18 protein-coding genes and 1 CRISPR repeat array are annotated in these 24,130 nt (G+C 62.5%); of the genes, 9 read left to right on the top strand and 9 right to left on the bottom strand.

Translation table 11 applies throughout. The features are described 5' to 3' along the window. Positions 1–468: 468 nt before the first annotated feature. Positions 469–1,770 (bottom strand): MFS transporter, encoded by a 1,302-nt coding sequence (locus tag RMP10_RS06330; RefSeq protein WP_310569525.1) that lies wholly within the window; start codon positions 1,768–1,770, stop codon positions 469–471. A gap of 127 nt (positions 1,771–1,897) precedes the next feature. Between RMP10_RS06330 and RMP10_RS06335 the strand changes: the two genes are divergently transcribed. Further along, positions 1,898–3,664 carry an ATP-binding protein gene (locus RMP10_RS06335; protein ID WP_310569526.1) on the top strand — a complete coding sequence of 589 codons (1,767 nt, stop codon included), beginning with the start codon at positions 1,898–1,900 and terminating at the stop codon, positions 3,662–3,664. 16 nt (positions 3,665–3,680) lie between these two features. Here RMP10_RS06335 and RMP10_RS06340 read toward each other — a convergent pair whose 3' ends face one another. From RMP10_RS06340 to glgA, 4 genes are read right to left on the bottom strand one after another with little or no spacing between them, the layout of a single operon-like run. After that, the gene (locus tag RMP10_RS06340; protein WP_310569527.1) at positions 3,681–4,691 is read right to left on the bottom strand and encodes a threonine/serine dehydratase; all 1,011 of its coding nucleotides are present in this window, start codon (positions 4,689–4,691) and stop codon (positions 3,681–3,683) included. Next, entirely contained in the window at positions 4,688–5,326 is a 639-nt protein-coding gene (locus RMP10_RS06345) for a YbhB/YbcL family Raf kinase inhibitor-like protein (protein ID WP_310569528.1), read from the bottom strand. Before RMP10_RS06345 ends, RMP10_RS06340 begins: the two co-directional genes overlap by 4 nt. Further along, positions 5,323–6,186: a DUF1028 domain-containing protein gene (locus RMP10_RS06350; RefSeq protein ID WP_310569529.1), complete on the bottom strand. Its 864-nt coding sequence runs from the start codon at positions 6,184–6,186 to the stop codon at positions 5,323–5,325. Before RMP10_RS06350 ends, RMP10_RS06345 begins: the two co-directional genes overlap by 4 nt. A gap of 48 nt (positions 6,187–6,234) precedes the next feature. Next, entirely contained in the window at positions 6,235–7,677 is a 1,443-nt protein-coding gene (glgA, locus tag RMP10_RS06355) for a glycogen synthase GlgA (RefSeq protein ID WP_310569530.1), read from the bottom strand. Between the two features lie 109 nt (positions 7,678–7,786). Here glgA and glgC point away from each other — a divergent pair, with 109 nt between their 5' ends. Beyond that, positions 7,787–9,052 carry a glucose-1-phosphate adenylyltransferase gene (gene glgC / locus RMP10_RS06360; RefSeq protein WP_310569531.1) on the top strand — a complete coding sequence of 422 codons (1,266 nt, stop codon included), beginning with the start codon at positions 7,787–7,789 and terminating at the stop codon, positions 9,050–9,052. 21 nt (positions 9,053–9,073) lie between these two features. On the opposite strand, the gene RMP10_RS06365 is transcribed toward glgC, so the two are convergent. The 4 genes from RMP10_RS06365 to RMP10_RS06380 all read right to left on the bottom strand — a co-directional run bounded on the left by RMP10_RS06365 (position 9,074) and on the right by RMP10_RS06380 (position 12,398). After that, on the bottom strand, positions 9,074–10,297 hold the full coding sequence (locus RMP10_RS06365; protein WP_310569532.1) for an RNA polymerase sigma factor: 1,224 nt from the start codon (positions 10,295–10,297) through the stop codon (positions 9,074–9,076). 8 nt (positions 10,298–10,305) lie between these two features. Beyond that, complete coding sequence (locus tag RMP10_RS06370) at positions 10,306–10,659, bottom strand: YciI family protein (protein ID WP_310569533.1); 354 nt, start codon at positions 10,657–10,659, stop codon at positions 10,306–10,308. Between the two features lie 282 nt (positions 10,660–10,941). Further along, positions 10,942–12,006 carry an aldo/keto reductase gene (locus tag RMP10_RS06375; RefSeq protein ID WP_310569534.1) on the bottom strand — a complete coding sequence of 355 codons (1,065 nt, stop codon included), beginning with the start codon at positions 12,004–12,006 and terminating at the stop codon, positions 10,942–10,944. Then, entirely contained in the window at positions 12,003–12,398 is a 396-nt protein-coding gene (locus RMP10_RS06380) for a TIGR04076 family protein (RefSeq protein WP_310569535.1), read from the bottom strand. Before RMP10_RS06380 ends, RMP10_RS06375 begins: the two co-directional genes overlap by 4 nt. Positions 12,399–12,436: 38 nt before the next feature. Here RMP10_RS06380 and RMP10_RS06385 point away from each other — a divergent pair, with 38 nt between their 5' ends. The 7 genes from RMP10_RS06385 (at position 12,437) to cas6f (ending at position 22,747) form a co-directional block, all read left to right on the top strand. Next, positions 12,437–13,861, top strand: a complete 1,425-nt coding sequence (locus tag RMP10_RS06385; protein WP_310569536.1) for a Na+/H+ antiporter NhaC family protein — start codon at positions 12,437–12,439, stop codon at positions 13,859–13,861. Positions 13,862–14,020: 159 nt separating this feature from the next. Continuing rightward, positions 14,021–15,031 (top strand): type I-F CRISPR-associated endonuclease Cas1f, encoded by a 1,011-nt coding sequence (gene cas1f, locus RMP10_RS06390; protein ID WP_310569537.1) that lies wholly within the window; start codon positions 14,021–14,023, stop codon positions 15,029–15,031. Continuing rightward, positions 15,028–18,432 (top strand): type I-F CRISPR-associated helicase Cas3f, encoded by a 3,405-nt coding sequence (cas3f, locus tag RMP10_RS06395; protein ID WP_310569538.1) that lies wholly within the window; start codon positions 15,028–15,030, stop codon positions 18,430–18,432. Before cas1f ends, cas3f begins: the two co-directional genes overlap by 4 nt. A 339-nt stretch (positions 18,433–18,771) precedes the next feature. Continuing rightward, entirely contained in the window at positions 18,772–20,067 is a 1,296-nt protein-coding gene (gene csy1, locus RMP10_RS06400; RefSeq protein ID WP_310569539.1) for a type I-F CRISPR-associated protein Csy1, read from the top strand. Next, positions 20,054–21,094 (top strand): type I-F CRISPR-associated protein Csy2, encoded by a 1,041-nt coding sequence (gene csy2 / locus RMP10_RS06405; protein ID WP_310569540.1) that lies wholly within the window; start codon positions 20,054–20,056, stop codon positions 21,092–21,094. Before csy1 ends, csy2 begins: the two co-directional genes overlap by 14 nt. 41 nt (positions 21,095–21,135) lie before the next feature. Then, positions 21,136–22,179: a type I-F CRISPR-associated protein Csy3 gene (csy3, locus tag RMP10_RS06410; protein ID WP_310569541.1), complete on the top strand. Its 1,044-nt coding sequence runs from the start codon at positions 21,136–21,138 to the stop codon at positions 22,177–22,179. 16 nt (positions 22,180–22,195) lie between these two features. Continuing rightward, the gene (cas6f, locus tag RMP10_RS23385) at positions 22,196–22,747 is read left to right on the top strand and encodes a type I-F CRISPR-associated endoribonuclease Cas6/Csy4 (RefSeq protein WP_345785778.1); all 552 of its coding nucleotides are present in this window, start codon (positions 22,196–22,198) and stop codon (positions 22,745–22,747) included. 130 nt (positions 22,748–22,877) lie between these two features. After that, positions 22,878–24,105: a CRISPR direct-repeat array (repeat unit 28 nt; unit sequence GTTCACTGCCGCACAGGTAGCTCAGAAA). The last annotated feature ends 25 nt before the right edge of the window (positions 24,106–24,130 follow it).

Consider the following 24,130-nt stretch of genomic DNA (forward strand, 5'->3'; position numbering starts at 1 on the left):
TTCACCTCGACCACCGATCTTACGCGCAAGCTGCTCCGCTATATCACGCTGCATAACGAAACCTGCCAGCCGTTTGTGTGGCGGTATCGCGACGTCACCCGTCGCATGCCTGCTACACGTACATCAACTACGCCCCACTAGTCTGGAGATGCCCGCCATACGCTGGAACTTCTCGAGAGATCTCGAACAAATAGTCGTCGCCCTCATTACCCGCGCTCGGTTTGTCTGGCAAATCAGCGGCGACCGTCATCCGACGCATATCGAATCCTGCCGCAGTCACGGGTCCCCCACCATCTGCACACGCCGCAGCGAGTAAGAGCACGAAAATCACAAACGGCGAAACTCCATTCGAACGATGCATCTCTCCCATCCATAGAAAATGATAATCCGACTATTGGCTACACAAACCTTCGTTTCGCGAGCGTACGGTCCGAACGATATGATGTCAACAGAAACAAATAGCCGCCCCTACTCCAGCTCCTTCCCCTGGGTATTCGGAATCACCGACCACGTGAGCGCCGCCAGCAGGTACGCCGAGCCCGCCACCGCGAACGCGGTTTGAAATCCCCGTGACGTGGCGAGTGTGCCCACCGTGAACGGTGCCGCCGCACTCGCGATGCGGCCGATGTTGTACGTGAATCCCTGCGCCGACGCGCGGATCTGCGTGGGGTACATCTCGGCCGTGACCGCGCCGAAGCCGCTGAAGAAGCCGGTGCCGAAGAACGCCACGAACGGTCCGAGCAACAGTAGCAACAACGGATTCGACAACGAGCCGTACAACGGCAGCAGCAGACTCGCGCCAAGCAAGTACACCACGTACACCTTCTTGCGGCTCATGACGTCGGTGATGTACCCGAACGACACGTAGCCCAGCCACATGCCGAGCTGCATGAATACCACGAGCTTCGACATCGTAGCGGTGCTGAGACCGATGCCGCCTTGCGTGGCGGGCAGCGAGAGGTACGCCGGGATCCAGCCGTTCATGCCCCACCAGCCGAACAGCGTGCAGGCGTTCATGAACGTGACCGCCGCTGTGCGCTTGAACATCGCACCGCGGAAGATGTCGAACACGGAATGCGCGCGCGGTGCATTCGGCCGCGCGGCCGCACCAGAACGTTCGGCGTTGAGTCGCGCCGCGTGCAACAACTTCCAGGCGTCGGGTTCTTCCACGCTGCGGCGCACCCAGAGCGTGAAGAACGCCGGCAGGATGCCGATGAAGAACACCGCGCGCCATCCGTAGGCCGGCAGCACGAAGCCCACTACCGTAGCCGCGGCGGCAAACCCGATCGCCCACGCGCTTTGCATGAACGCCAAAGCGCGACCGCGCGACTTCGAGGGCCAACTCTCCGACACCAGCGCGGCGCCGCTGGCCCACTCGCCGCCCATGCCGAGGCCCAGCAGCGCACGGAAGAACGCGAACTGCCAGAACGTGTTGGACAAGCCGCAGGCCGCCGTGAACACCGAGTACAACAGCACGCTCGCAATCATGGAGCGCGTGCGGCCGTAGCGATCAGCCACCCATCCGAAGAACAGGCCGCCCGCCGCGCCGCCCAGCAGCGTGATCGACCCCAACGCGCCGGCCTGTGCCTTCGTGAGCCCCAGCTCGGCGATCACCGCTGAGAGCGTGAGCGAAAAGAGCATCACGTCGAAGGCGTCGAGCGCCCACCCCATGGAGGCGGCGACGAGCGCGCGGCGAGCCTGCGAGGGAGCGACGCGCCACCAGCCCATCAGGCCGGCGTCGGTGGGGGCGGTGACGGAAGGGGCAGTCATGCGCCCGAACTTACGCGGCGGGAGCAGTGAAGGTAGGAACGGGCGAGAAGTGTAGCCTTTTGCCCATGACGTCATCATGATTTATACTTTATGAGATAAAAGTATAACCGATCACGGGTTTCACCCATTGACCTTTACTTTCGAACACGCCGACTCAGTCAGCCAGCAGGTGCAGCGGGTGCTCGAAGCGCTGCAGGCCGGCGCGGCGCCTCGTGACATCGAACGCGCGCAGGTGGACATCAAAGAAGAGCCTGGCCGCCGCGGGCCCGCCGGCGTCGTGCTTGCCGGCCGCACTGAAAACGACGGTGCCGCGCGCTATCTCGCGGGGGAGCTCGCCTGCCTCGCGAATACGCCCGGAGGCGGGGCCTTGGTCGTAGGCGTTGCCGACGACGGGACACGAATCGGGACTGAATTGAGTGCCGATTGGCTTCGTCATCGGATCTGGGAGCTGACGACCAGGCAGTTGACGATCAGCGCCCAAATGGTCCAATGCAGCGGCGTTCGGCTTCTCGTGCTCGTCGCCCCGGAAGCGATCGAGCCAATTCGCTACGCCGGTCGCCTCCGCTGGCGGCTCGACGATCACTGCGTCGACATGGATCCGACCAGCTGGCACGTTGAGGCTCGGCGACGAGCGGGCATTGACTGGTCCGCCGAGCCATCCGAGCACACGCTCGATGATGTGAGTGCCGTTGCCGCCGAGATCGCGCGCCGATATCTCCGCGCGGCGTCAAACGCCGGAGACGACGCTGCGGCCGAACTCGCCGAGGCCACGATCGCGGATCTGCTACGAAGGCTCCACGTCATTGACGGGCGCGGGCGCCTCAGCAATGCCGGATCGCTTCTCTTCGTTCGCACGCCAGACATCGGGATCGACTACCTGCGACGGGAGGTGGCCGGCGGGGATAGCATCACCAGAGTACGCAGCAACCGCGCGCTTCTTGAGCAAGTGGCTGAGGTCGAGATGGCGACCGACGTCACGAATCGCATCGTCCATGTCGGCGGAAGCTTCGCGCACGGCTTGCTACGGGCCATCCCGCAACGCGCGCTTCGCGAGGCCGTGATCAACGGCATCGTGCATCGCGACTGGCTCTCCCGGCAACCCACGCTAGTCGATCACATCGGCGACCGCCTCACCGTGACGTCTCCGGGAGGATTCATCGGGGGCATCGCTGCCGCCAACATCATCACGCACCCCGCCGTCCCCCGCTATCGAAGCTTGGCGGAAGCCGTCGCGTCGCTTCGCTTGGCCGAGCGAGAGGGCATCGGAATCGATCGGATCGTGCGCGACCTGCTCGCCCGAGGACACCGCGCCCCCGACATCGCTGAAATCGCAGGTCCATACGTGCGCATCACGCTCGCGGGCGGCGATCCTGACGCCACCGTGATGGCGCTTCTCTCCTCGCTGCAGCCCCCAGCCGCCGCCAGCGATGTTGATATGCTGCTCGTGATCGGTCATCTCCTGCAGACGGGGTGGATCGATGTCGAGCACGCGGCACCGGTCATCCAGCGTTCCCGCGTGGAAACTGAGGAGGCCATGAGCCGCATTGCCGCAGTCACCGTGGACGGCGATCCCGTTGTCGTACCGATCAATGGTGTCCCAGCGGGCGCACCCGTCGCCTATCGATTCAGCGAGCGCGCACGAACGGTGCTCGACACCAAAATGGCGCACCTCGCGACACCAGACGGGCGTCGTGCGATGATCGTGTCGTGGGCGCACGCCCGCAGTCGCGTTTCGTCGACAGAGGTTGCCGACTTTACAGGACTCAGTGTGCCATATGCGGGGACGCTGCTGAAAGCGTTGGCCGACGAATGCCTACTTCGTCCGTCCCGCGCGAATAGAATGGGTCGCGGTTTCTACTACCTGCCCGTGCGCGACCACGACGACCACACGTGACGCAGTCGATGATGCGCTAGTCCAGCAGTTGCTTTGCAAACGTGACCGCATCGATATTCGCGCCACACACCACTATGCCAACGCGCTTCCCCTCCAGCCGTTGGCGTAGTGGATACATCAACGCCGCCAGCGACGCCGCACCCGCCGGCTCCACGGCGAGCTTCGCCGCGCGATAGGTCAGCCGCATCGCCTCGCGGATCTGCTCGTCGCTCACGAGCACCACTTCGTCGACAAATCGTCGATTGAGCGCGTACGAGTAAGGCTCGCAACGCGGCGCGCCGAGTGAATCGGCGATGGTGCGCACGGCATCGATCGACTGTGGCGATCCTGCGGCGAAGCTGCGCGCCATGGTGTCGGCGCCTTCGGGTTCGACGACATACACCGCGGTGCTCGGGCTCATCTGCTTCACCGCGCAGGCCACACCGCCGGTGAGTCCACCGCCACCGGCCGCCACGATCACGGCATCGAGCTCCTCGCCGGCGGCGCGCACCTGGTCGATGAACTCCATGCCCACGCCGGCGGTGCCGAGTGCGGTCTTGGGGCCTTCGTACGGGTGCACGAACGTACGTCCCTCGCTCGCTTCAATCTCTTTCACCCGAGCGAAGGCGGCGTGCACGTTCTCCACCAGTTCGACCGTGGCACCAAGCTCGCGACACACCTGCACGCGAAAGGCGTTCGCGGTTTTGGGCATCACGACGGTCGCAGTGGTGCTGAGTACGCGCGCCGAGTAGCCGAGCGAGATGGCGTGGTTGCCGGCGGATACGCCAACGACGCCGCGCGCGAGCGCGTCGGCATCGAGATCGAGCATGACCGAGAGCGCGCCGCGCGGCTTGAAGCTGCCGGTGCGCTGGAAGAGCTCTTCCTTGAGCCACACGCGCGTGCGCTCGCCCACAGCCCGAGATAGCGCGTCGTCTACCAACAGTCGCACGGGCGTGGTGATGACGCGATCACCGAGTCGTGCGCGATTGGCGCGGATCGCCTCGACGGTGGGAAAACTGAATGCGTCGCTTACAGGAGTGTCCGTCACGGTGCCGGCCGCTTGTACAGACCCACCAGCACACCCTTGCCGCGAATGTGCGAGGCCATGGCGGCCATCACCTCGCGTCGCGTGAGCGGCGGCGACATGCCGGTCGGCGCCACATTCACCATGGCATCGAGGGCGTACAGCTCGAACACGTAGTGATGCGCCGGTCCGGTGGCCGGTGCGGCCGGGCCACGATAGTACGGGCCCGTGCCACTGATCTGCCGCATGCCGTTGGCAGCCTGTGCGCCCTGCGGCACGCCCTCGGGGAGCGACGTGGCGTTACCGGGGATGTTCCACACCATCCAGTGCAGCAGGTCGTCGGTGCCGTCACCGATGGCGGCATCGGCATCGTGCACGAGCAGCACGAAGCTGCGCGTGGAATCGGGCGCGCCGCTCCAGCTCAACGCGGGCGACACATCGCGTCCGGTTTGCGCGTGGCGCGCGGGCATCATGCCGCCATCCGTGAAGACACTCGAGGTGAGCGTCATCACGCGCATCGCCGCGCGGGCGGGGGCACGGGCGGGCTGCGGCGTGGCCGGCGTCGCCGGGCGAGCCTGCGCGAAGGCGTTGCTCGAGAGGCACATCGCGGCAGCCGCGGCCAGGAGACGAGTATGAGCCTTCATCATCGCGGCGCTCATGAGAACGACTTCGGCATGCGCTTGCGCCACACGTCATAGCGTGCGCGCAGGGTCTTCACCGGATTCAAATTCTCACCGGCCTTGATCGCGTTCGGTCCACCCTGCTCCGGCTGCACCACCGTGAGATACATCGCGTACTTCCCGTTGCTGTGCGAATCACCGCTGGTGTCGTTCGCATTGGCCATCAGAATGTAGGCGATGTACGACGTGCGTCCTTCACACGCACTCGCCGGGGCCGAGCCGTCGGCAGGCAGGGGCGGACAGACACAGCGACTGTCTCCACCGTACTGATCGGCCGTTTCGAGCGCCGCCATTACGCGATCGGTGAGCGCGCCCTTGATGTGCAGAAAGGCCTTCACCGCGTTCGGAATCACTTCGCCCGGACGCAGGATATTGCCCTGAATCGAGTAGTAGATCTGCGTGCCCGGCACGCGGCCCTGAATGTCTTGGCTGACGTAGCCGTTGGTGAGCCCCGAGTGTCCGGCGCTGCGTCCGGTGAGGTCGAGGATACCGAACTGGCGCGATTGAAAGGCGGGATCTTCGGAGAGCATCTCGATGATACGCGCCGGGTCGGTGCCCTTGGCCAGCTCGCGGTACACGAGCATCTGGTTGGCGTGCGTGCCATCCACGCCGGCCTGGCAGGCGGCGACGCCCTTGCCGGGCACCACGACGGCTTGGATGCCCATGAGGAAGGCGTCATTGTTGTTGACGCAGGTAGCCGAGGCGATGACTACGCGTCCGGTGGCCGCGTCGACAGCGATCACCGACCAGGTGGCATGGGCGACTCGGGGCACGGTCACCGAGAGCGCAACGAGGGCGACCGCGTAGCCCACGACGCGGCGCAGATGAGATATCAGCATGCGGCTAACGTGCGCCCCGAGCATGCCGACTCGCAAGGGTGGCGCGGCTTAGCGTCGCGCCAGCTTCACCGCCCAGTCATACACACCGCCGTACTGCTGGGCCGCTTGATCCCAAGAGTTGTCCTCACGCATACCGCGAGCCCGCAGCAACGCCCAGCTTTCGGGGTCGCGATACACCTGCAGCGCCCGGGCGATAGCGTCAGCAAAGTGTTTTGCCTCGTACGGATGAAAGCGAAAGCCGTTGCCATCGAAGCCTTCGCGGACGGTGTCGTTGAGGCCACCGGTGGCCCGCACGATCGGCACACTGCCGTAGCGCAACGCGATCATCTGCCCCAATCCGCACGGCTCGAAACGTGACGGCATGAGGAAAGCGTCGCTGCCCGCATAAATGCGCTGGGCCAGCGCCGCGTCGAAGCCGATGCGTACCGCAATGCGTTGCGGATGCGCGCGCGCATGTTGCTGCATCACGAACTGCAGATGCGCGTTGCCCGAACCGAGCACGACCAGCTGCGCATCGGTACGCTGCAGAATCCACGGGATGACCTGATCGAGCAGATCCAGCCCTTTCTGCTCCACGAGCCGGGATACGATGCCCAACAGCGGACGATCCGCAGCCACCGGAAGGCCGAACTCCGCCTGCAGCGCGGCTTTACACACCGCCTTCCCCGCGATGTCATCGACATCGAAGGTGGCCGCGAGATGGGCGTCGGTGGATGGATCGAACACCTCGCGGTCGATGCCATTGAGAATACCGGCCACGCGATCACGCTTCGCGCGCAGCAAGCCGTCCAGCCGCTCACCGTACTCGGACGTCATGATCTCCTGCGCGTACGTGGGACTTACGGTGGTCACGACGTCGTTGAACAGGATGCCACGCGCCATGAAGTTGAACGTGCCCGCGATCCCGGGGCCCATGCTGTCTTCGGGCAATCCACCTTCAGTGAGTCCGGCCAGCGCCAGCGTTTTCGTGCTGCGCTGCCCCTGATAGGCCAGATTGTGGATCGTGAACACCGTGGCCATGTGGCCGAACGTGTACGCGAGGTACGTCTTGAGATAGTTCGCGATCAGAGCGGCATGCCAATCGTGGCTGTGCACTACCGTGACCTGCCACTGCTCCACTTCGCGAAGATGCTGCATGAGCGCCAGCACGCCACGCGCGAAGAGAATGAAGCGGCGATCGTCGTCCCCTTCCCCGTAGATGGCCGAACGCTCGAAGGCGGCGGGAATGTCGAGCAGGTACACCGGCGTCTCGCTGCCGGCCAGCCGCCAGACCCTGAGCTCCTCCTGTCGCTCACCAATCGTAACGAACGAGGCCGCGATGGGGCCCTCCACTGGGATACCGCGCTCGCGCAGCTCGCGGAAGTAGGGCATCACCACGCGAACGTCGTGTCCGGCGCGCCGCAGCGCCGCCGGTAGCGCGCCGGCCACATCAGCCAGTCCGCCGGTCTTGATCAGGGGTGCGACTTCAGCCGCCGCGAAGAGGACGTTCATGGCTGAAAAATGCAGTCGAGAAACGCTCCGGGACACCCTTCCGCGAGATGAACCGGCGACACAGAATGGGGAGAGGGCGATTTCTTTCCCGATTGCGAGTATCCCTGATATGACGTCACCATCCCGCCCGAGCACGATTGCCCGTACCGCCATGGCCTACGTGCTGGCGGGAGGCCGCGGTTCCCGTCTCTACGAGATGACCGATCGACGGGCCAAGCCGGCGGTGTATTTCGGCGGCAAGACGCGCATCATCGACTTCGCGCTGTCCAACGCGCTCAACTCGGGTATTCGACGTATCGGCGTGGCCACGCAGTACAAGGCGCACAGTCTCATCCGCCACTTGCAACGTGGCTGGAACTTCCTCCGCCCCGAACGCAACGAAAGCTTCGATATTCTGCCGGCCAGTCAGCGCGTAAGCGAAACGCAGTGGTACGATGGCACCGCCGACGCCGTGTATCAGAACATGGATATCATCGAGGCGTATCACCCGGAGTACATGGTGATTCTCGCTGGTGATCATATCTACAAGATGGACTACGAGCAGATGCTCGAGCAACACGTGGCCCAGAATGCCGACGTTACCGTTGGCGTGCTCGAAGTCGCGCGTAAGGAGGCCTCCGGATTCGGCGTGATGCACGTCGACACTGATGATCGCATCGTGCACTTTCTCGAGAAGCCAGTCGACCCGCCGGGGATTCCGGGTAATCCGGAGATGGCGCTCGCCAGCATGGGCATCTACGTGTTCAAGACCACGTTCCTGTTCGACTTGCTGCGCCGCGATGCTGCCGACCCGAGTTCGTCACGCGATTTCGGCAAGGACATCATCCCGTATGTCGTGGCCAACGGCAAGGCGGTCGCACATCGCTTCGGCACGTCGTGTGTGAAGGCGCATCGCGAGCTGGAAGCCTACTGGCGCGACGTCGGCACGATCGACGCGTACTGGGAAGCGAACATCGATCTCACCAGCGTCATCCCGTCGCTTGACCTGTACGATCAGAATTGGCCGATCTGGAGCTACAGCGAAATCACGGCACCGGCCAAGTTTGTGCACAACGATACGCATCGCCGTGGTGCCGCCATCAATTCGCTGGTGGCCGGCGGTTGTATCGTGTCGGGCTCGCACGTCGAGAAATCGCTGCTCTCCACCGGCGTAAAAGTGCACTCGTTCGCGCATCTCGATGGCGCCGTGGTGCAGCCCTACGTCGAAATCGGCCGCGGCGCGCGACTGCGCAATGTGGTGATCGATCGCGGCGTGGTCATACCCGCCGGACTCGTGGTCGGTGAAGACGCCGAGAAGGACGCCACGCGGTTCCGCCGTACCGACAAGGGCCGCGTGTTGATTACGCAACCGATGATCGACCGGCTGCCGGAGTAGGGAGAACCGGTTGGTCCGTGGCTACATCGGGAGCGAAGCGATTCGCGCCAGGAGAAATCGCCGCTCCGGCGCCTGCGTCGTGAGCGCCAGCGCCTTGGTGAAGCTCGTCCGGGCCTCGTCGGCACGGTCGGCCCGACGACAGAGCTCACCCCGCGCCGAGTGCGCGAACCGATAGTCGGCCAGCGCGCCGGAATCGAGCAGCTCATCGATCACGGCGATGCCGGTTTCGACGCCACCATGTCCGCCATCGCGTATCGCGATCGCCACGGCACGATTGAGCTGCACCACCGGGGATGGATTGGCGCGCAGGAGCAGATCGTAGAGTGCCACGATTTCGTGCCAATCGGTCGCAGCGGCGGACGGCGCCTCCGCGTGCACGGCCGCGATGGCCGCCTGCAGTGTGAACGCACCGATACGACGGCTCCGCAGGGCGCGTTGTACCAGCTGGCTTCCCTCAGCGATCAGCTCGCGGTTCCAGCGCCGGCGGTCCTGATCTTCCAACAACACGATCTCACCGTTGGCACCGGTGCGTGTATGGCGGCGGGCCTCATGCAACAGCATGAGGGCGACGAGTCCGTACAACTCCGGTTCATCGAGCAGCGTCATGAGCTCGCGTCCCAATCGGATCGCCTCGGCCGACAGCAACGCGTGGGTCACGTCGGCCCCGCTCGACGGCGAGTAGCCCTCGTTGAAGACGAGATAGATCACGTGCAGCACGGCGTCGAGCCGATCGGGGAGATCGGCCGGCGACGGCACGGCGTACGGTATGCGCGCACCGCGGATCTTGGCTTTCGCGCGGACGATGCGCTGGGCGATGGTCGGGGGCGAGGTGAGAAACGCGTGGGCAATGGCCTCGGTGGTGAGCCCACACACCTCGCGCAGCGTAAGCGCGATCTGGGCATCAGGCGAGAGCGCCGGATGACAGCAGGTGAACACGAGACGCAGCTGATCGTCGGCGATGCTGTCGTCGTCGTGCGCCGGTTCGTGCGCCTCGGGGCTGAGCAGGTCAAGTTCTGCGAAGCGGGTGGCACGGCGCAGGCGGTCGATGGCGCGAAATCGCCCGGCCGAGATGAGCCAGCTGCGCGGATTGACCGGCACGCCTTCGATCGGCCACCGCACGACCGCCGAGGCGAAGGCATCCTGCATCGCCTCCTCGGCGAGGTCGAAATCACCGAGAAGACGAATGAGGGTGGCGAGAATGCGACGCGACTCCTTTCGGTACACGGCCTCGATCGCGTCGCGCATGGTCGGACTCAATCCATCTGGGTGGAGACGGGCCGTACTTCGATGCTGCCGGTGCGTGCTGACGGGATGCGCGACGCGATCTGAATGGCCTCGTTGAGATCGCGCGCGTTGATGAGGTAGAAGCCCCCCAGCTGCTCTTTCGTCTCGGCGAACGGCCCGTCGGTGGTGGACATCTTGCCGTTGCGAATGCGCACCGTGGTGGCGGTGTGCACCGGCTGCAGCTCCTCGCCAGCAATCATGTTGCCGCTGGCGATGATGTCATTGGTGAACGTGCCGTATTCGCCCATGAAGGCGCCCATGTCGGTGGGCGACATGGCGGACAGCGTGGACTCGGCGTCATAGATCAGGCAGAGATACTTCATACTTCAAGCTCCTGGCGGATGGTGAATCGGGGTGGACACCATCTGGTCGAACGGGGAGCGGGAAATTCGACACCCGGCCGAACATCCTTGGCGAGCACCGGAAACGGATTGTTCCAGCCTGACATGCCGTTCAATTTCTTGAAATGAACAGCCGACGAGCCGCTGAGTCCGTCGCACATCGAGGATGATCGGTTGTTATCCGTTCGTATCCATTCGTATTCGTTCGTATCCGTGTCAGGCTGGAACAGTCGGTTTCCGCTCGTATCCAAGCGGATCGACCGGTCACGCCGTGTTCAGGTTGTACCGCATGATCCCCGCGTGGACACCGGTCCTGTCGCGTTCCAGCTCGTACACATCACCGCGTGGACCGGGCGCCGCAGCCAGCAACGCGTGTAGCGCCGCACGCTCGGCCACCGAAAACTCCAGCGATAGCGACGCCAACGTCGCCGGGAGGTGATCGGCGTGCCGAGCGCCGAAGATCACCGAGGTCACGGCGGGCTGGTCCAACACGGCCCGGAGCGCTACGGCGCCGATCGTGGTGGCATGCGCATCGGCGAGGTCACGCATGGTGCGCAGCAACTGCTGAAACGCGGGCCAGCCGCCGAACTCGTCGATGATCAGTTTGTATTTCACCAACGAGCGGTTCTCGAGCGGAGCAATGGGCTCACGCACACCGAGCCAACGCTCGTGAAAGAAGCCGCCAGCCAGCGCGCCGTAGGTGAGCAGCCCGACGTCATGCTCGGCGCACAGCGTCGCCATGTCGCCCAGCGCACGGCGGTCCATCAGCGAGCACTGCACCTGATGCGACACGATAGGAATGCCCGCATCAAGCAACGCACGCAGGCGCGGCGTATCAAAGTTCGTCACCCCGAGCTGACGGATCTTACCGACGCGTTTGAGTTCGGCCAGATGACCGGCCACCTCGAGCCATCCCGGCACGTCGAAATTCCACCAGTGGAACTGCACGAGGTCGAGTGTGTCGACACCAAGTCGCATGAGCGAGCGGTCGACCAGACGCTCGACATCGGCGCGGGTGAGCGTGGGCAGCGCGTCGCGATCAGGGACGCACTTGGTGTGTACGCGAATCGTCGGGGCAGCGGCGCCGTACCGTTCATGCCAGCCGCGCAGGAACTCCCCAATGAGCTCCTCTACGCCGGTGTAGATGTCGGCGCAGTCGAACGCCGTGATGCCCGCTTCCGCGAAGGCCACCATGTCGGCGATGGCATGCGCCCGATCGACCGTGCCATGTCCACCGGCCAGCTGCCAGCCGCCCTTGATGAGACGGGGGACCACATAGCCCGGTGCCAGTGCGCGCGAGGGCACCGGCGGATGCACCACGGCGCTCACCCTGCCTCCGGTGCCGGAGGCAGCGGCACCAGCGTGACATCGGCATGACGGAAGGTCGTGGTGCCCGTGCGCGTGATACGAAACCGCCCGCCGCAGTGCGGATCGGGACAGGCGATGTCGGCGTCGGTCGTCATCCAGTCGTTGGGATGGGTGGGGCGCTGCTTGGCCGGCAGCAGCGGCAACAGCGCCGCCAGCGGATAGAGCGGAAACGTCTGACCGGCAGGGAACGCGATATTCTCGCCGCGCAGCGTGAAGGAGTCGCCCGCCTGGTGATTGCACACCATGGGCCGGTCGGTGGCGATCACCTCCACCCGCAGGTCGAACAGCGTGAAGGCGTCGTCGCGCGCGGGCGGTGTGGCGCTCGGTGCGGGGTCCCGATTGGTCTCAGACATGGCGCGAACGATAGCGCCACACGACCTTCTCCTGCCATATGTCCAGCCAATTGCCAAGCCCAACCGCTCCCCCTGCCGCACCGTCGGCGCCGCTCACGTTCACCGGCGGACTGGCGGGTGCGCTGGCCCCGTTCGCGGCCTTCCTTGGCGGCGTGGCCTGGCTCGCGCTGAACGGCGCGCCGGATGAGAAGGGCTTCTGGCCGATTCTGCTCGGTGCGCTCATTCTGGGTCTGCTGCTGGCGCAGGATCGTGAACGGTATGCCGACGCGATGCTGGACGGCATGAGCCAGCGTGTGGTGATGGTGATGCTGTGCGCGTGGCTGTTCGCCGGCGTGATGGGGGCGGTGCTGAGCGCGGGTGGTCTGGTGACCGGACTCGCTTGGGCTTCGCGCACGCTGGGGTTAAGCGGCGGGGCGTATGTGGCGGCGACCTTTCTCACCACGGCGATCGTGTCCACCGCTACCGGCACGAGCTTCGGCACGATCCTGCTGTGTGGCCCGATTCTCTATCCGGCGGGTGGCGCGGCGGGTGCGATGCCGGCGGCGCTGATGGGGGCGGTGCTCGCTGGATCGACGTTCGGCGACTCGATGTCGCCGGTCTCGGATACCACGATTGCCTCGAGTGGCACGCAGCGCGTGGACATCGGCGGCACCGTGCGCAGTCGGCTGCGATATGCCGTACCGGCGGGGCTCGCCGCACTCGTGGCATCGGCGCTGCTGGGCGGCGGCACGGTGGTCGACGCCGTGACCACCACGGTCGCGAGCGCAGCCCCTTCTGCACCTACGTCGCCGAAGGGACTCGTGCTGCTCATTTCGCCCGCGCTGGTGATCGCGATGCTGCTACGCCGTACGCATCTCATTACCGCGTTGCTGACTGGGGTGGCGACGTCCGTCGGTATCGCGCTCGCGTTTCGGTTGGTGACGCCGTACGACCTGTTGCACATCGCCCCGGGCACCTTCGGCGCGAACGGCGTGCTGGTGGACGGCATGCAGCGCGCGATCGGCGTGAGCGTGTTCACGTTGCTGCTGGTGGCGCTGGTGGGCACACTGCAAGCCACTGACGTGCTCGACCGGTTGGTGCGTGCGTCGGAGCAGCGGGCGCACTCAGCCCGGGCCGCCGAGGGATGGATGGTGGGGGTGGTATCGGCGGCGGTACTGCTGACCACGCACAGCGTGGTGGCCATTCTGGCCGTCGGCGAGTTTGCGCGGCAGACGGGTGAACGCTTCGGCATCGATGGCTATCGTCGTGCCAACCTGCTCGATCTCACCGTCTGCACGTGGCCCTTCCTGCTGCCGTATTTTCTGCCCACGATACTGACCGCCAGCGCGAGCCGCAGCGGCGAGGCCTTCGGTATGCCGCCGCTCACGGCCGGCACGGTGGGCCTCTACAACACGTATGCGTGGGCGCTGGTGGTGACGGTGCTGCTTGCGGTGATCACGGGATACGGGAGGAAACGCGGCTGACGGGTCGAGCGTGTGATGCACGTTTACGTCCCAGACCACCTCTTGTCCCTGCCAAGTTCTCGCGTTTGTCAGACCATGATCGCAAATATCTAAGTAGAGATATGGGCGCGATGTGCTCCACGTCAGATTTGCCGTTCTGACCACAGAGGAAACTCAGCAATGAAGCAAGTCCCGGCCAGTGACCTGAAGACTGTCTTGCACTCAAAGCGCGCAAACCTCTACTACCTCGAACACTGTCGCGTACTTGTAAACGGGGGCCGTGTCGAATATGTGACCGACGAGGCAAGGCGCTCGCTGTACTGGAACATTCCGATCGCCAACACGACCACGATCCTGCTTGGCACCGGTACGTCGATTACACAGGCAGCGGTACGAGAGCTCGCAAAGGCGGGCGTTATGATCGGCTTCTGCGGTGGTGGTGGCACGCCGTTGTTTGCCGGGACTGAGCAGCAGCTCGAAGTCGCTTGGTTCCCAGCACAAAGTGAGTACCGTCCTACTGAGTATCTACAAAATTGGGCTAGTTTCTGGTTTGACGACACTCAACGTCTCGCAGCAGCGAAACTATTCCAACGCGACAGACTTGAAAATGTGAAGAAGCACTGGGCGGGTAGCAAGACACTCAAGGATCAGGGATTCTCGATTGACGCTGCGACTCTGGACCAAGCCGTCGACCGCGCAGCAGCGGCAATCGATGCAGCACATGACCAGACGGTTCTACTGACCGAAGAGGCGCGGTTGACGAAGGAGCTATACAAACTGGCGAGTCGTGCCACTTCATACGGAACGTTCACGCGTGTGAAGCGCGGCGATGGAGTCGATCCCGCCAACCGGTATCTCGACCATGGCAACTACCTGGCCTATGGTCTCGGCGCAACGGCAGCGTGGGTGCTGGGCCTACCGCACAGTCTCGCGGTCCTACATGGCAAGACCCGCCGAGGCGGATTGGTCTTTGACGTAGCCGACCTGGTTAAAGACGCCGTGATCCTACCACAGGCATTTTTGTCGGCGGTAAAAGGGCACTCCGAGCAGGAGTTCCGACAGGCGTGCATCGAAGCGCTCACTCGTTCCGAGGCGTTGGACACGATGATTGAGACATTGAAGTCGACATCGATTGCGCTTGGTCGCCGTCGCTCGGAAGTGCCACTTCCACAAGCGGCAGAAAGCACGTGAATGTACTTTTGATCGCGCAGTGTGATAAGCGTGCGCTGACCGAGAGCCGACGCATACTCGACCAATTCGCCGAGCGTCGCGGAAGTCGCACGTGGCAGACACCAATTACTCGCGACGGACTCGATACGTTGCGTCGACTTCTCCGAAAGACGGCGCGAAAGAATACGGCCGTTGCGTGTCACTGGATTCGCGGTATTGATCATTCTGAGCTGATCTGGGTGGTTGGTGACCGCCGGCGCTTCAACGCGCAGGGCGCAGTGCCGACAAACACCTCGGAGCGTGACGTGCGCCGCCAGGATGACGAATCAGATTGGCGGTCGGCGGGTCTCATCAGATTGCTGGCGGACCTCGCTGGACTCTTTCACGATCTTGGGAAGGCTACCCAGGCGTTTCAGGATCGACTCCAAGGGAATCTGCTGGAGCGGAATCTAGTTCGGCACGAGTGGGCATCCTTGCGACTGTTCGAGGCATTTGTTGGCGATGACGACGACATCGCATGGCTGACCCGACTCGCCGATCCCTCGGAATCTGATGATGCTCGCTGGCTCGGCGCATTGCGGCGCGATGGAATCGATAGCGCGCTTCCTTCACCACTTGCCTCACTGTCTCGCGCGCCGATCGCGCAGGCGCTCGCGTGGCTCGTGCTTTCCCATCATCGCCTGCCGACGCTACCGAAGCATGAGGTGTTTCAGATGTCCTCGTTGGAGGGTCTGCTTTCACAGCTGACGCCGCAGTGGAATGAGGACGCATTTGCCGACGCGACGCCACAGTCACTTGAGACTTACTGGCGGTTCGCGTCTGGGCTGCCAACGACGACTAACGCATGGCGCCATCGTGCGGCACGCAATGCGCGGCGGCTACTAGCCGAGCTCCACGCTGATCGAACAGCTCCAGCGCTGTCATCGCCGCTTGACGATCCGTTCGTCATGCACCTCGGCAGACTGTGCCTGATGCTCTCGGATCACCACTACTCGAGCCTCGAGGGCATCGACAACGCGGCACGGGTGCGAGTGGACTCGAGCGGTACCTTGCTGGCCAACACCCGCCGAGGCGATCGAAAGCCGAATCAATTGCTTGATGAGCATCTGATTGGGGTCGCGCGCGACAGTGCTGAAATTGCCAGGTATCTCCCTACGCTCCGGAAAAGTCTTCCGCATCTTGGTCGTCATCAGCAGCTGACCCGGCGAGCACGAGACGATCGATTTCGCTGGCAAGACAGAGCATCGGACATGTCAGCATCAATGCGTGCGCGCTCGGCGCTCCAGGGCGCATTCATCGTGAATATGGCATCGACCGGAAGCGGAAAGACACTCGCTAACGCTCGCATCATGAATGGGCTAGCCGACGAGAAGAGCGGCATGCGATGCACCTTCGCGCTCGGCTTGCGCACGCTCACCCTACAGACAGGAAAGGCATTCGAGCAACTCTTGCAGCTCGGAGACGACGAGCTGGCGATTCGCGTCGGTGGATCAGCGAGTCGCGCGCTGTTCGAGTATCACGAGTCTCAATCCTCGAATAGGGGTTCAGCATCGCTGCAGGACCTCGTGGAAGAGGATGCGCACGTTGTCTTCGAGGGGCATGTGAGTGACCACCCGGTGCTGCGAAAGTTTGGCAAGGACGGGAATGCTCGTGCGATGCTCGAGGCGCCGCTATTGGTTTGCACGATCGACCATCTGACGCCGGCCACGGAAAGCCAGCGCGGCGGCCGACAGATCGTGCCGATGCTTCGACTGCTCACTGGTGATCTCGTCTTGGATGAGCCCGACGATTTCGACTTGTCCGATCTCCCCGCACTGACACGGCTCGTGCATTGGGCGGGACTCCTGGGCTCTAGGGTGCTGATCGCCTCCGCGACGCTTCCTCCGTCGCTCGTCTTGGGATTGTTCGAGGCATACCGTAACGGACGCCAACACTTTGCCCGCAACTGTGGCGAGATAGCAATAGAAGGACCTACGACTTCTACGACCTCAGCGATTTGCTGCGCGTGGGTAGACGAGTTTGAACAGGAGTCGCAGGATTGCGCGGATGCCGACGCGTTCAGCCGTGGACACGAGCGCTTCGCCTCGCGCCGAAATGCATCGCTGTTGAAGCTCGCCCGGGAGCCCAGGAGACGTGGCGCTCTGTTGCCCACGCCGGTGGTTCCGCTCTCGACCGGCAAGAACTTGACGGCCTTGGCCGAGCTGTTTGCGCCGGAGGTTCTCGACGCAGCCGTGCTGCTGCATCATCAGCACCATGCGCGTGATCCGAGAACGGGTAAGCGAGTGAGTTTCGGGCTGGTTCGATTTGCCAATGTTGAGCCACTCGTCGAAATCGCGCTTGCACTTTTTCGACGTGGCGCTCCACCAAACACACGCATTCACTTGTGCGTTTATCACTCGCGCCATCCTGCGATCATTCGTTCCGCGATCGAATCACAGCTGGACTCCGTCCTTCAACGACACGATCCGGCTACCGTCTTTACAAACGCCCACGTTCGGCGACAGCTCGACGGTGCGGAAGAGCCCGATCAGATTTTTCTCGTGCTCGGATCGCCTGTCACCGAGGTCGGGCGGGATCACGACTACGACTGGGCTGTCGTAGAACCGTCATCGATGCGGTCGTTGATTCAGCTAGCAGGGCGGGTACGTCGGCATCGGTACGACGCGGTCGACACGCCCAACATTCTCGTGTTCAGCCACAATCTTCGACATTTTGGCCATCCCGGCGGCGCCGCGTTTCGTATGCCGGGATTCGAAAGCGATGAGGCGGCGTTTCGACTTGAATCACATGATTTGAACCTCCTGCTCGAGCCCGAGGAGCTGGCGATCATCGATGCTCGCCCTCGCATATCGGCTCGTGCAGTGCTGGCGCCACGAAATCGGCTGGTGGATTTAGAGCACGCGCGACTTCGCGAGACGATGCTGCGTTTACAGGCGAGTGCCGCGTCCGAACGGATCGGGAGCCGTGCGCGAGCGCTGAACACCTTCGTCCCTCCTGGGCAGCGGCTGAATGCGACGACGTGGTGGAATCAGGCGCCGCGGGACGCGCTTCTCACGGCTGTACTCCCGCAGCAACAGCGCTTTAGGAAGGAGCAACCACCGTTCGATGAGACCTTGGTTCTCCTTCCCGACGATGATGACCGGGCGATCCTGCATGAAGTCAAAAACGGCGATCAGCGCGGCGAACGCAACTATGTGCGGGTCGACGTGTCGAGGTGCACGCACGTGCCCGACAGCAGTGTCCACGGCCCCCGAATCGCCCCATGGGGCGCGACTGACTACATGGGCGCCCTGCGGGACCTCGCGACGGCGCTCGATATGCCGCTTGGCCGGTGCGCCGAACGGTTTGGCACGGTAACGGTCAGGCCCAGCGAGAACGGCTGGCGCTATCACCCCGCCTTAGGCTTTTCACGACAGCGCTAGCGCCAGGTATGCTGGCGCAAAGCTGCTGCCTATTCGGCAGTTGTGGGGTTTTGGCACAGCATCGCCACAGTTTTCTGAGCTGCTTCTCAGCAGTTCGTAAGAATAGCATGACTTTCAAACGATTTCGCTTTTTCACAGCATCACTACAGTGGCTTACGTTAATCATCATGACGTAGTAGCCTTTTCCTGCGGTTCTGTGCTCGGGAAAGTTCGGCCGCTGCGCTCAGTGCGGCGATCGCGACGAAGGCAATCGATCGCGGGAGACATTGCCAATGGTATGACGACGTGCGCTTCGAGAAGGCTGCGTATCACACATCCCACCACGTTCAGGGGAGTCGAATGGCTTCGCAATCTTTGGATCGGCAAGCAAAGCTTCGTGCAATTGTTGCGGCGTTTTTGAGCGATCGGTTGAACGCCAAACTAGAAAAGCTTGCCGATGACGAGCCGACGCGCGACGAGCTTCGTGCACAGTTCGTTCCGGCAGTGTGGCTCGATGATTCGGCGCGCCGTGCACGGCAGTTACAGGCGGTTACACATTGCTATAGCTATGCGATGAAGGTCGATGACCGGGCAAAGAAGGCGACGAGCCTGTTTCGCCCGCCTCATACCCTGGCTGCGATGAGTGAGGTTGGCACTCACGCGCTTGGCGCCGATTTGGAGACCGACGTAACGGGAAACGCTGCCGCCCTCGATGTGTTTGCGCTCTTGAAGCAACGCTTCGAAGGCAACAGCTTGCTCGGTCTAGCGATGGCCTCCGACGTAGACCTCGGCGCAGCGCTGAGCGATGACGTGGTGATTGCCAGTCGCTGGATGGAAGCATTCGCTGGGCTGGCAACCGCGCGTGGCGAGTTGCGCTCTCACACTCTCGCCAAACAGCTCTACTGGCCTGTTGGCGCTGACCCGCATGCCGACGACGGCTTTCACCTGTTGGCGCCGCTCTATCCAACGTCGTTGGTACATCGGCTCTACCTGCGCCTACAGGAGCATCGCTTCGGCGATGCAGCCAAGGCTGCTCGCGAAGCTCGTAAGGCAGGCGAATGGAGTGACGTGCGAGTTCATGAGTACCCGAACCTAGCCATTCAAAAGTTGGGGGGCACGAAGCCGCAGAACATCAGTCAGTTGAACAGTGAGCGCCGTGGCAACAATTACCTTCTGGCGTCTTTTCCACCGCTCTGGCGCGTGCTCCCTTCCAAGCCGTTGCTGGGCTTCGAATCGCTCTTCCGCGTCTTCCAAGGTCGCGTCGAAGTGCGAACACTCGTTCGGGACCTTCGACGTTTTCTCGAGAGCGATCCATCTCCTACGGCGGCGACCCGCACGCAGCGCGATGCGCTCGTCGAGGCGCTACTCGACGAGCTGATTCAGTTCACCGCACAAGTGCGAGAGCTCGAACCCGGGTGGTCAGGTGACCCGTTGTGCGAGCTATCGGCGGCACAAAAGGCGTGGCTGGATCCGTACGGCGTCGAGCCCCACGTTCAGGACGTAGTCCACATCATCGCACATGATTTCGCGAATTGGCTGAACGCTCAACTTCGGGCTCGCCTACCGGTCGGTGATGCCGAGTATCTGCATTGGCGAAAGCTGTCGGTTGAGATCCTTGAATTCATTTCGTTGGAGGATGCCGATGAACACATTTGATAGCACGAGCCCACGACACAAAGCGGTACTGGTTATTCCGCGCATACGCGTGCAGAACGCGAATGCCATCTCCAGTCCCATAACATGGGGCTTTCCGGCGATCACGGCGTTCACCGGATTGATGACGGCACTCGAGCGACGTCTTGGACGCGATGCTGGCATGGCATTGATCGGCGTCGGAGTGATCTGCCATGCGTTCGAGGCACAGGTCACGACTTCTGGGTACACCAAGTCATTTCGGGTGACGCGAAACCCGGTCCTTGCTGATGGCAGTACGGCCGGAATTGTCGAAGAAGGAAGGGTGCACATGAGCGTAACCTTGGTGTTCGATGTGCTGTTGAGTGATGCGTGCCGAGGGAAGAGCGATCGTTACAGCCTCGCGGAACGAGTGGCCGAAGAGCTGGGCGGAATGCGGATTGCTGGCGGCAGCGTTATGCCGCCGCTTCCCAGTGCCCCACCTCACCCTCGCCGTCCGACCTTAGAGCTCGTCCCCGACGAAGGTCAGAGTGACGAGCAGCATCGGCAGTTTCGTCGGTTGTCACGGGAGTGGCTGCCGGGATTCGCGTTGGTGTCTCGAGATGATGTGCTGCAGCATCGCCTGCAGCTGCTCAAGAGGAGTGACCCCGATGCGACGGCGTTGGACGCGTGGATGGATCTGTCACGCTGGAACACTCGCGCGGTCAAAGAGGAGGATCCGCCCCTCTACTCGCAGCCGACGTCCGTAGAGTGGGTTACGGAGCGGCAGGCTGGCTGGATCGTGCCGATACCCGTCGGCTTCGCGGCGCTCACTCCACTGTATCCACCGGGCACGGTGGGTGGGGCACGAGATGCACACACGCCATTTCGTTTTGTCGAATCCGTGTGGTCGATAGGCCAGTGGGTCAGCCCGCATCGCCTTACGTCGCTGCGCGACATCGTATGGCTACCGGACAATTCGTGCCACCTGGATCTTCCCGACGAGCATGCGCTGTACCGTTGCGTCAATGCCTACAAGTCGGCCGTCAGTCCCGTTCAATCGGCTCAGTGAGCTGATCACACATCGCTTGGCATCCCTCAAGGAGACTTCTCATGGCGACCTCAAAAGCTTCGGTTCTGAAGACCGCATCCGTCCTGGCGTTCGAGCGCAAGCTCGATCCGTCCGACGCACAGTTCTTTGCCTGCAACTGGGACGATCGTGACACGCAGTCGCCCGCAGCACCGGTGCCGGTTCGGGAAAAGTCGGTACGCGGCACCATTTCGAATCGGTTGAAGGCCAACCAGCAGGACCCGACGAAGCTCGATGCGGCCATCGAGAATCCCAATTTGCAAACGGTTGATGTCGCCACCCTGCCGCCCGACGCGGACACCTTGAAGGTGGTGTTCACGCTTCGTGTGCTCGGAGGTACTGGTTCTCCGTCAGCATGCAACAACGCGGAGTATCAAGCGAAGCTCTTGCATACGGTGAAAGGCTATGCTGATCGGTTCGGATTTGGAGAGCTCGCTCGGCGCTACGCCCAGAATCTGGCGAGCGGACGCTTCTTATGGCGCAACCGTATGGGAGCGGAGCAAGTCGAAGTTCGGATTGAACACCTTGTGAAGGGCGCGGCTTCAAGAACGTGGACGTTCGATGGCTTGCAACTTTCGCTTCGGGACTTCGCCGCGCCCATCAGCGTTGCGCCGGAACTTGACACTCTCGCGGAGTTGATCGCGAATGGGCTCTCCGGGGGCAGCCATGTTCTGCTGCGCATCTCTGCGTTCGCCAGGCTTGGTGCGTCCCAAGAAGTATACCCGTCACAAGAGCTTATTCTGGACAAGGGCGCGAGCAAAAAGAGTAAGACGCTGTACGACGTAGGTGGGGTTGCCGGTATCCACTCGCAGAAGCTGGGCAACGCGCTGCGCACTATTGACACATGGTATTCTGGCGACGCTGAGCTCGGGCCCATTGCGGTCGAACCGTATGGTTCGGTCACCACGCTCGGCAGGGCCTTTCGGAAGCCGGCGGACAAGACGGACTTCTACAACCTCTTGGACGGATGGTTGCTCAAGGACGTCGAGCCACAACGCGAGCAGCAGCACTTCGTGATCGCCACATTGATCCGAGGTGGGGTATTCGGCGACGCCGGCAAGGAGTAGCTGAATGACTCATTACATGGACTTTCGCGTGCTACGCGATCCGGACTTTCCGGAGCACCAGTTGCTCGCGTCGCTCTACTCTAAGCTGCATCGAGTCTTGGTCGGTCGCACAACTATCCAGATCGCCGTCAGCTTTCCTGGCTACACGCTAGCGCCACCGCAGCTTGGGGATCGGCTTCGATGCATTGGTACCCCGCCGGATCTCGCGTCACTGGTGGCATTGGATTGGCTCGGCGGGATGCGCTCATTCGTAGCCGCTAGCACGGTAAGCGAGGTGCCGGTGCAGGCCACGTATCGGTCGCTCCGGCGTGTCCAAGCGAAGAGTAATCCTGAGCGACTGCGACGCCGTCAGATGCGTCGTCACGGCATCACGACAGAGGAGGCCCGCCAGCGGATCCCTGATGCGGGCGCCGAACGACTTCGCTTGCCATTCCTCCAGTTGTCAAGTTCGAGTACGGGGCAGCATTTCAGGCTCTTTCTGAAGCTCGGACCAGCCGAGTCGGCACCGGTTCCAGGCAGCTTTAATGCATTTGGCCTGAGTTCAACGGCGACGATTCCGGTTTTTTGACCCTTTTCATAGTCGCCGTCGCAAGTTGTTGATTCTTCAGTCGATTCAGACGCATGCTGAAGTTTGGGTCCGTCGCGTCTCAGGCAACATAAGGTTTTATTCAGCGGGCACTTAAGTCTCAGAAGCTGTAGTTCACTGCCGCACAGGTAGCTCAGAAAAACGAGAAAACGACGGCCACCATTTACACGCAGTTCACTGCCGCACAGGTAGCTCAGAAACGGTCGTATAGCCGCCGATCGGCGTCCGAAATGTTCACTGCCGCACAGGTAGCTCAGAAAAGTGACGGGAACCGCTTGGCTGGCCTCGACTCGTTCACTGCCGCACAGGTAGCTCAGAAACACACAGAAGACATTGCAATGGCGATTCCGATGTTCACTGCCGCACAGGTAGCTCAGAAAATCCCCGCCATGACGCAATCCGTGATGAAGTCGTTCACTGCCGCACAGGTAGCTCAGAAATTGCCGCCGATCTTCGCACGCGGGCACGTGGAGTTCACTGCCGCACAGGTAGCTCAGAAATACGCGATCGGATCGGGGGAGGTGGATCTCTCGTTCACTGCCGCACAGGTAGCTCAGAAAACTTCGACGTTCGCCTTCAGCAGCTCCACCGTGTTCACTGCCGCACAGGTAGCTCAGAAAAGTCGTAGCCGAAGCCGACATGCGAACGCGCAGTTCACTGCCGCACAGGTAGCTCAGAAATCGATGAACCAGTTCGACACGCTGACGAGCAAGTTCACTGCCGCACAGGTAGCTCAGAAAACCGCCGCGATTCTCTCCACCGATCAACCGAAGTTCACTGCCGCACAGGTAGCTCAGAAAGAAGTGGAATGCGCCTCGACTGACCGGAATGAGTTCACTGCCGCACAGGTAGCTCAGAAAACGTCGATGAGGCTGGACAGGGACTCTGGGGCGTTCACTGCCGCACAGGTAGCTCAGAAATCGACTCGACCCAGCTCGACGCCTTGGTGAAGGTTCACTGCCGCACAGGTAGCTCAGAAATGATGCCCACACCGTCACGCTATTGTTGCCACGTTCACTGCCGCACAGGTAGCTCAGAAAGTGTCGCCGCCGCCGCCAACGTCACCATCGCGGTTCACTGCCGCACAGGTAGCTCAGAAATGCAGCGTCGCCGCTTCTGTCTCGAGCTTCAAGTTCACTGCCGCACAGGTAGCTCAGAAATCAGCGTCCAGCTACGACGCCATGAAGTCCGTGTTCACTGCCGCACAGGTAGCTCAGAAAGCGGCACCGAACAGCAAGCGATGGCGGCCGAAGTTCACTGCCGCACAGGTAGCTCAGAAAGTTCAGCCCGTTATTGCCGTTGACCGCATTGAGTTCACTGCCGCACAGGTAGCTCAGAAAAGAGGGCTCATCATGCGCCCATCTC

The organism is Gemmatimonas sp. (genome assembly GCF_031426495.1).
GTDB lineage: Bacteria > Gemmatimonadota > Gemmatimonadetes > Gemmatimonadales > Gemmatimonadaceae > Gemmatimonas.

Bases quoted from the DNA above. Each gene is read 5' to 3' on its own strand.
- glgC (WP_310569531.1), top strand. From the start codon at position 7,787: ATGACGTCACCATCCCGCCCGAGCACGATTGCCCGTACCGCCATGGCC.
- csy3 (WP_310569541.1), top strand. From the start codon at position 21,136: ATGGCGACCTCAAAAGCTTCGGTTCTGAAGACCGCATCCGTCCTGGCG.
- RMP10_RS06370 (WP_310569533.1), bottom strand. From the start codon at position 10,659: ATGAAGTATCTCTGCCTGATCTATGACGCCGAGTCCACGCTGTCCGCC.
- csy2 (WP_310569540.1), top strand. From the start codon at position 20,054: ATGAACACATTTGATAGCACGAGCCCACGACACAAAGCGGTACTGGTT.
- RMP10_RS06330 (WP_310569525.1), bottom strand. From the start codon at position 1,770: ATGACTGCCCCTTCCGTCACCGCCCCCACCGACGCCGGCCTGATGGGC.
- RMP10_RS06385 (WP_310569536.1), top strand. From the start codon at position 12,437: ATGTCCAGCCAATTGCCAAGCCCAACCGCTCCCCCTGCCGCACCGTCG.
- csy1 (WP_310569539.1), top strand. From the start codon at position 18,772: ATGGCTTCGCAATCTTTGGATCGGCAAGCAAAGCTTCGTGCAATTGTT.
- cas6f (WP_345785778.1), top strand. From the start codon at position 22,196: ATGGACTTTCGCGTGCTACGCGATCCGGACTTTCCGGAGCACCAGTTG.
- cas1f (WP_310569537.1), top strand. From the start codon at position 14,021: ATGAAGCAAGTCCCGGCCAGTGACCTGAAGACTGTCTTGCACTCAAAG.
- RMP10_RS06365 (WP_310569532.1), bottom strand. From the start codon at position 10,297: ATGCGCGACGCGATCGAGGCCGTGTACCGAAAGGAGTCGCGTCGCATT.
- RMP10_RS06345 (WP_310569528.1), bottom strand. From the start codon at position 5,326: ATGAGCGCCGCGATGATGAAGGCTCATACTCGTCTCCTGGCCGCGGCT.
- RMP10_RS06380 (WP_310569535.1), bottom strand. From the start codon at position 12,398: ATGTCTGAGACCAATCGGGACCCCGCACCGAGCGCCACACCGCCCGCG.
- RMP10_RS06350 (WP_310569529.1), bottom strand. From the start codon at position 6,186: ATGCTGATATCTCATCTGCGCCGCGTCGTGGGCTACGCGGTCGCCCTC.
- glgA (WP_310569530.1), bottom strand. From the start codon at position 7,677: ATGAACGTCCTCTTCGCGGCGGCTGAAGTCGCACCCCTGATCAAGACC.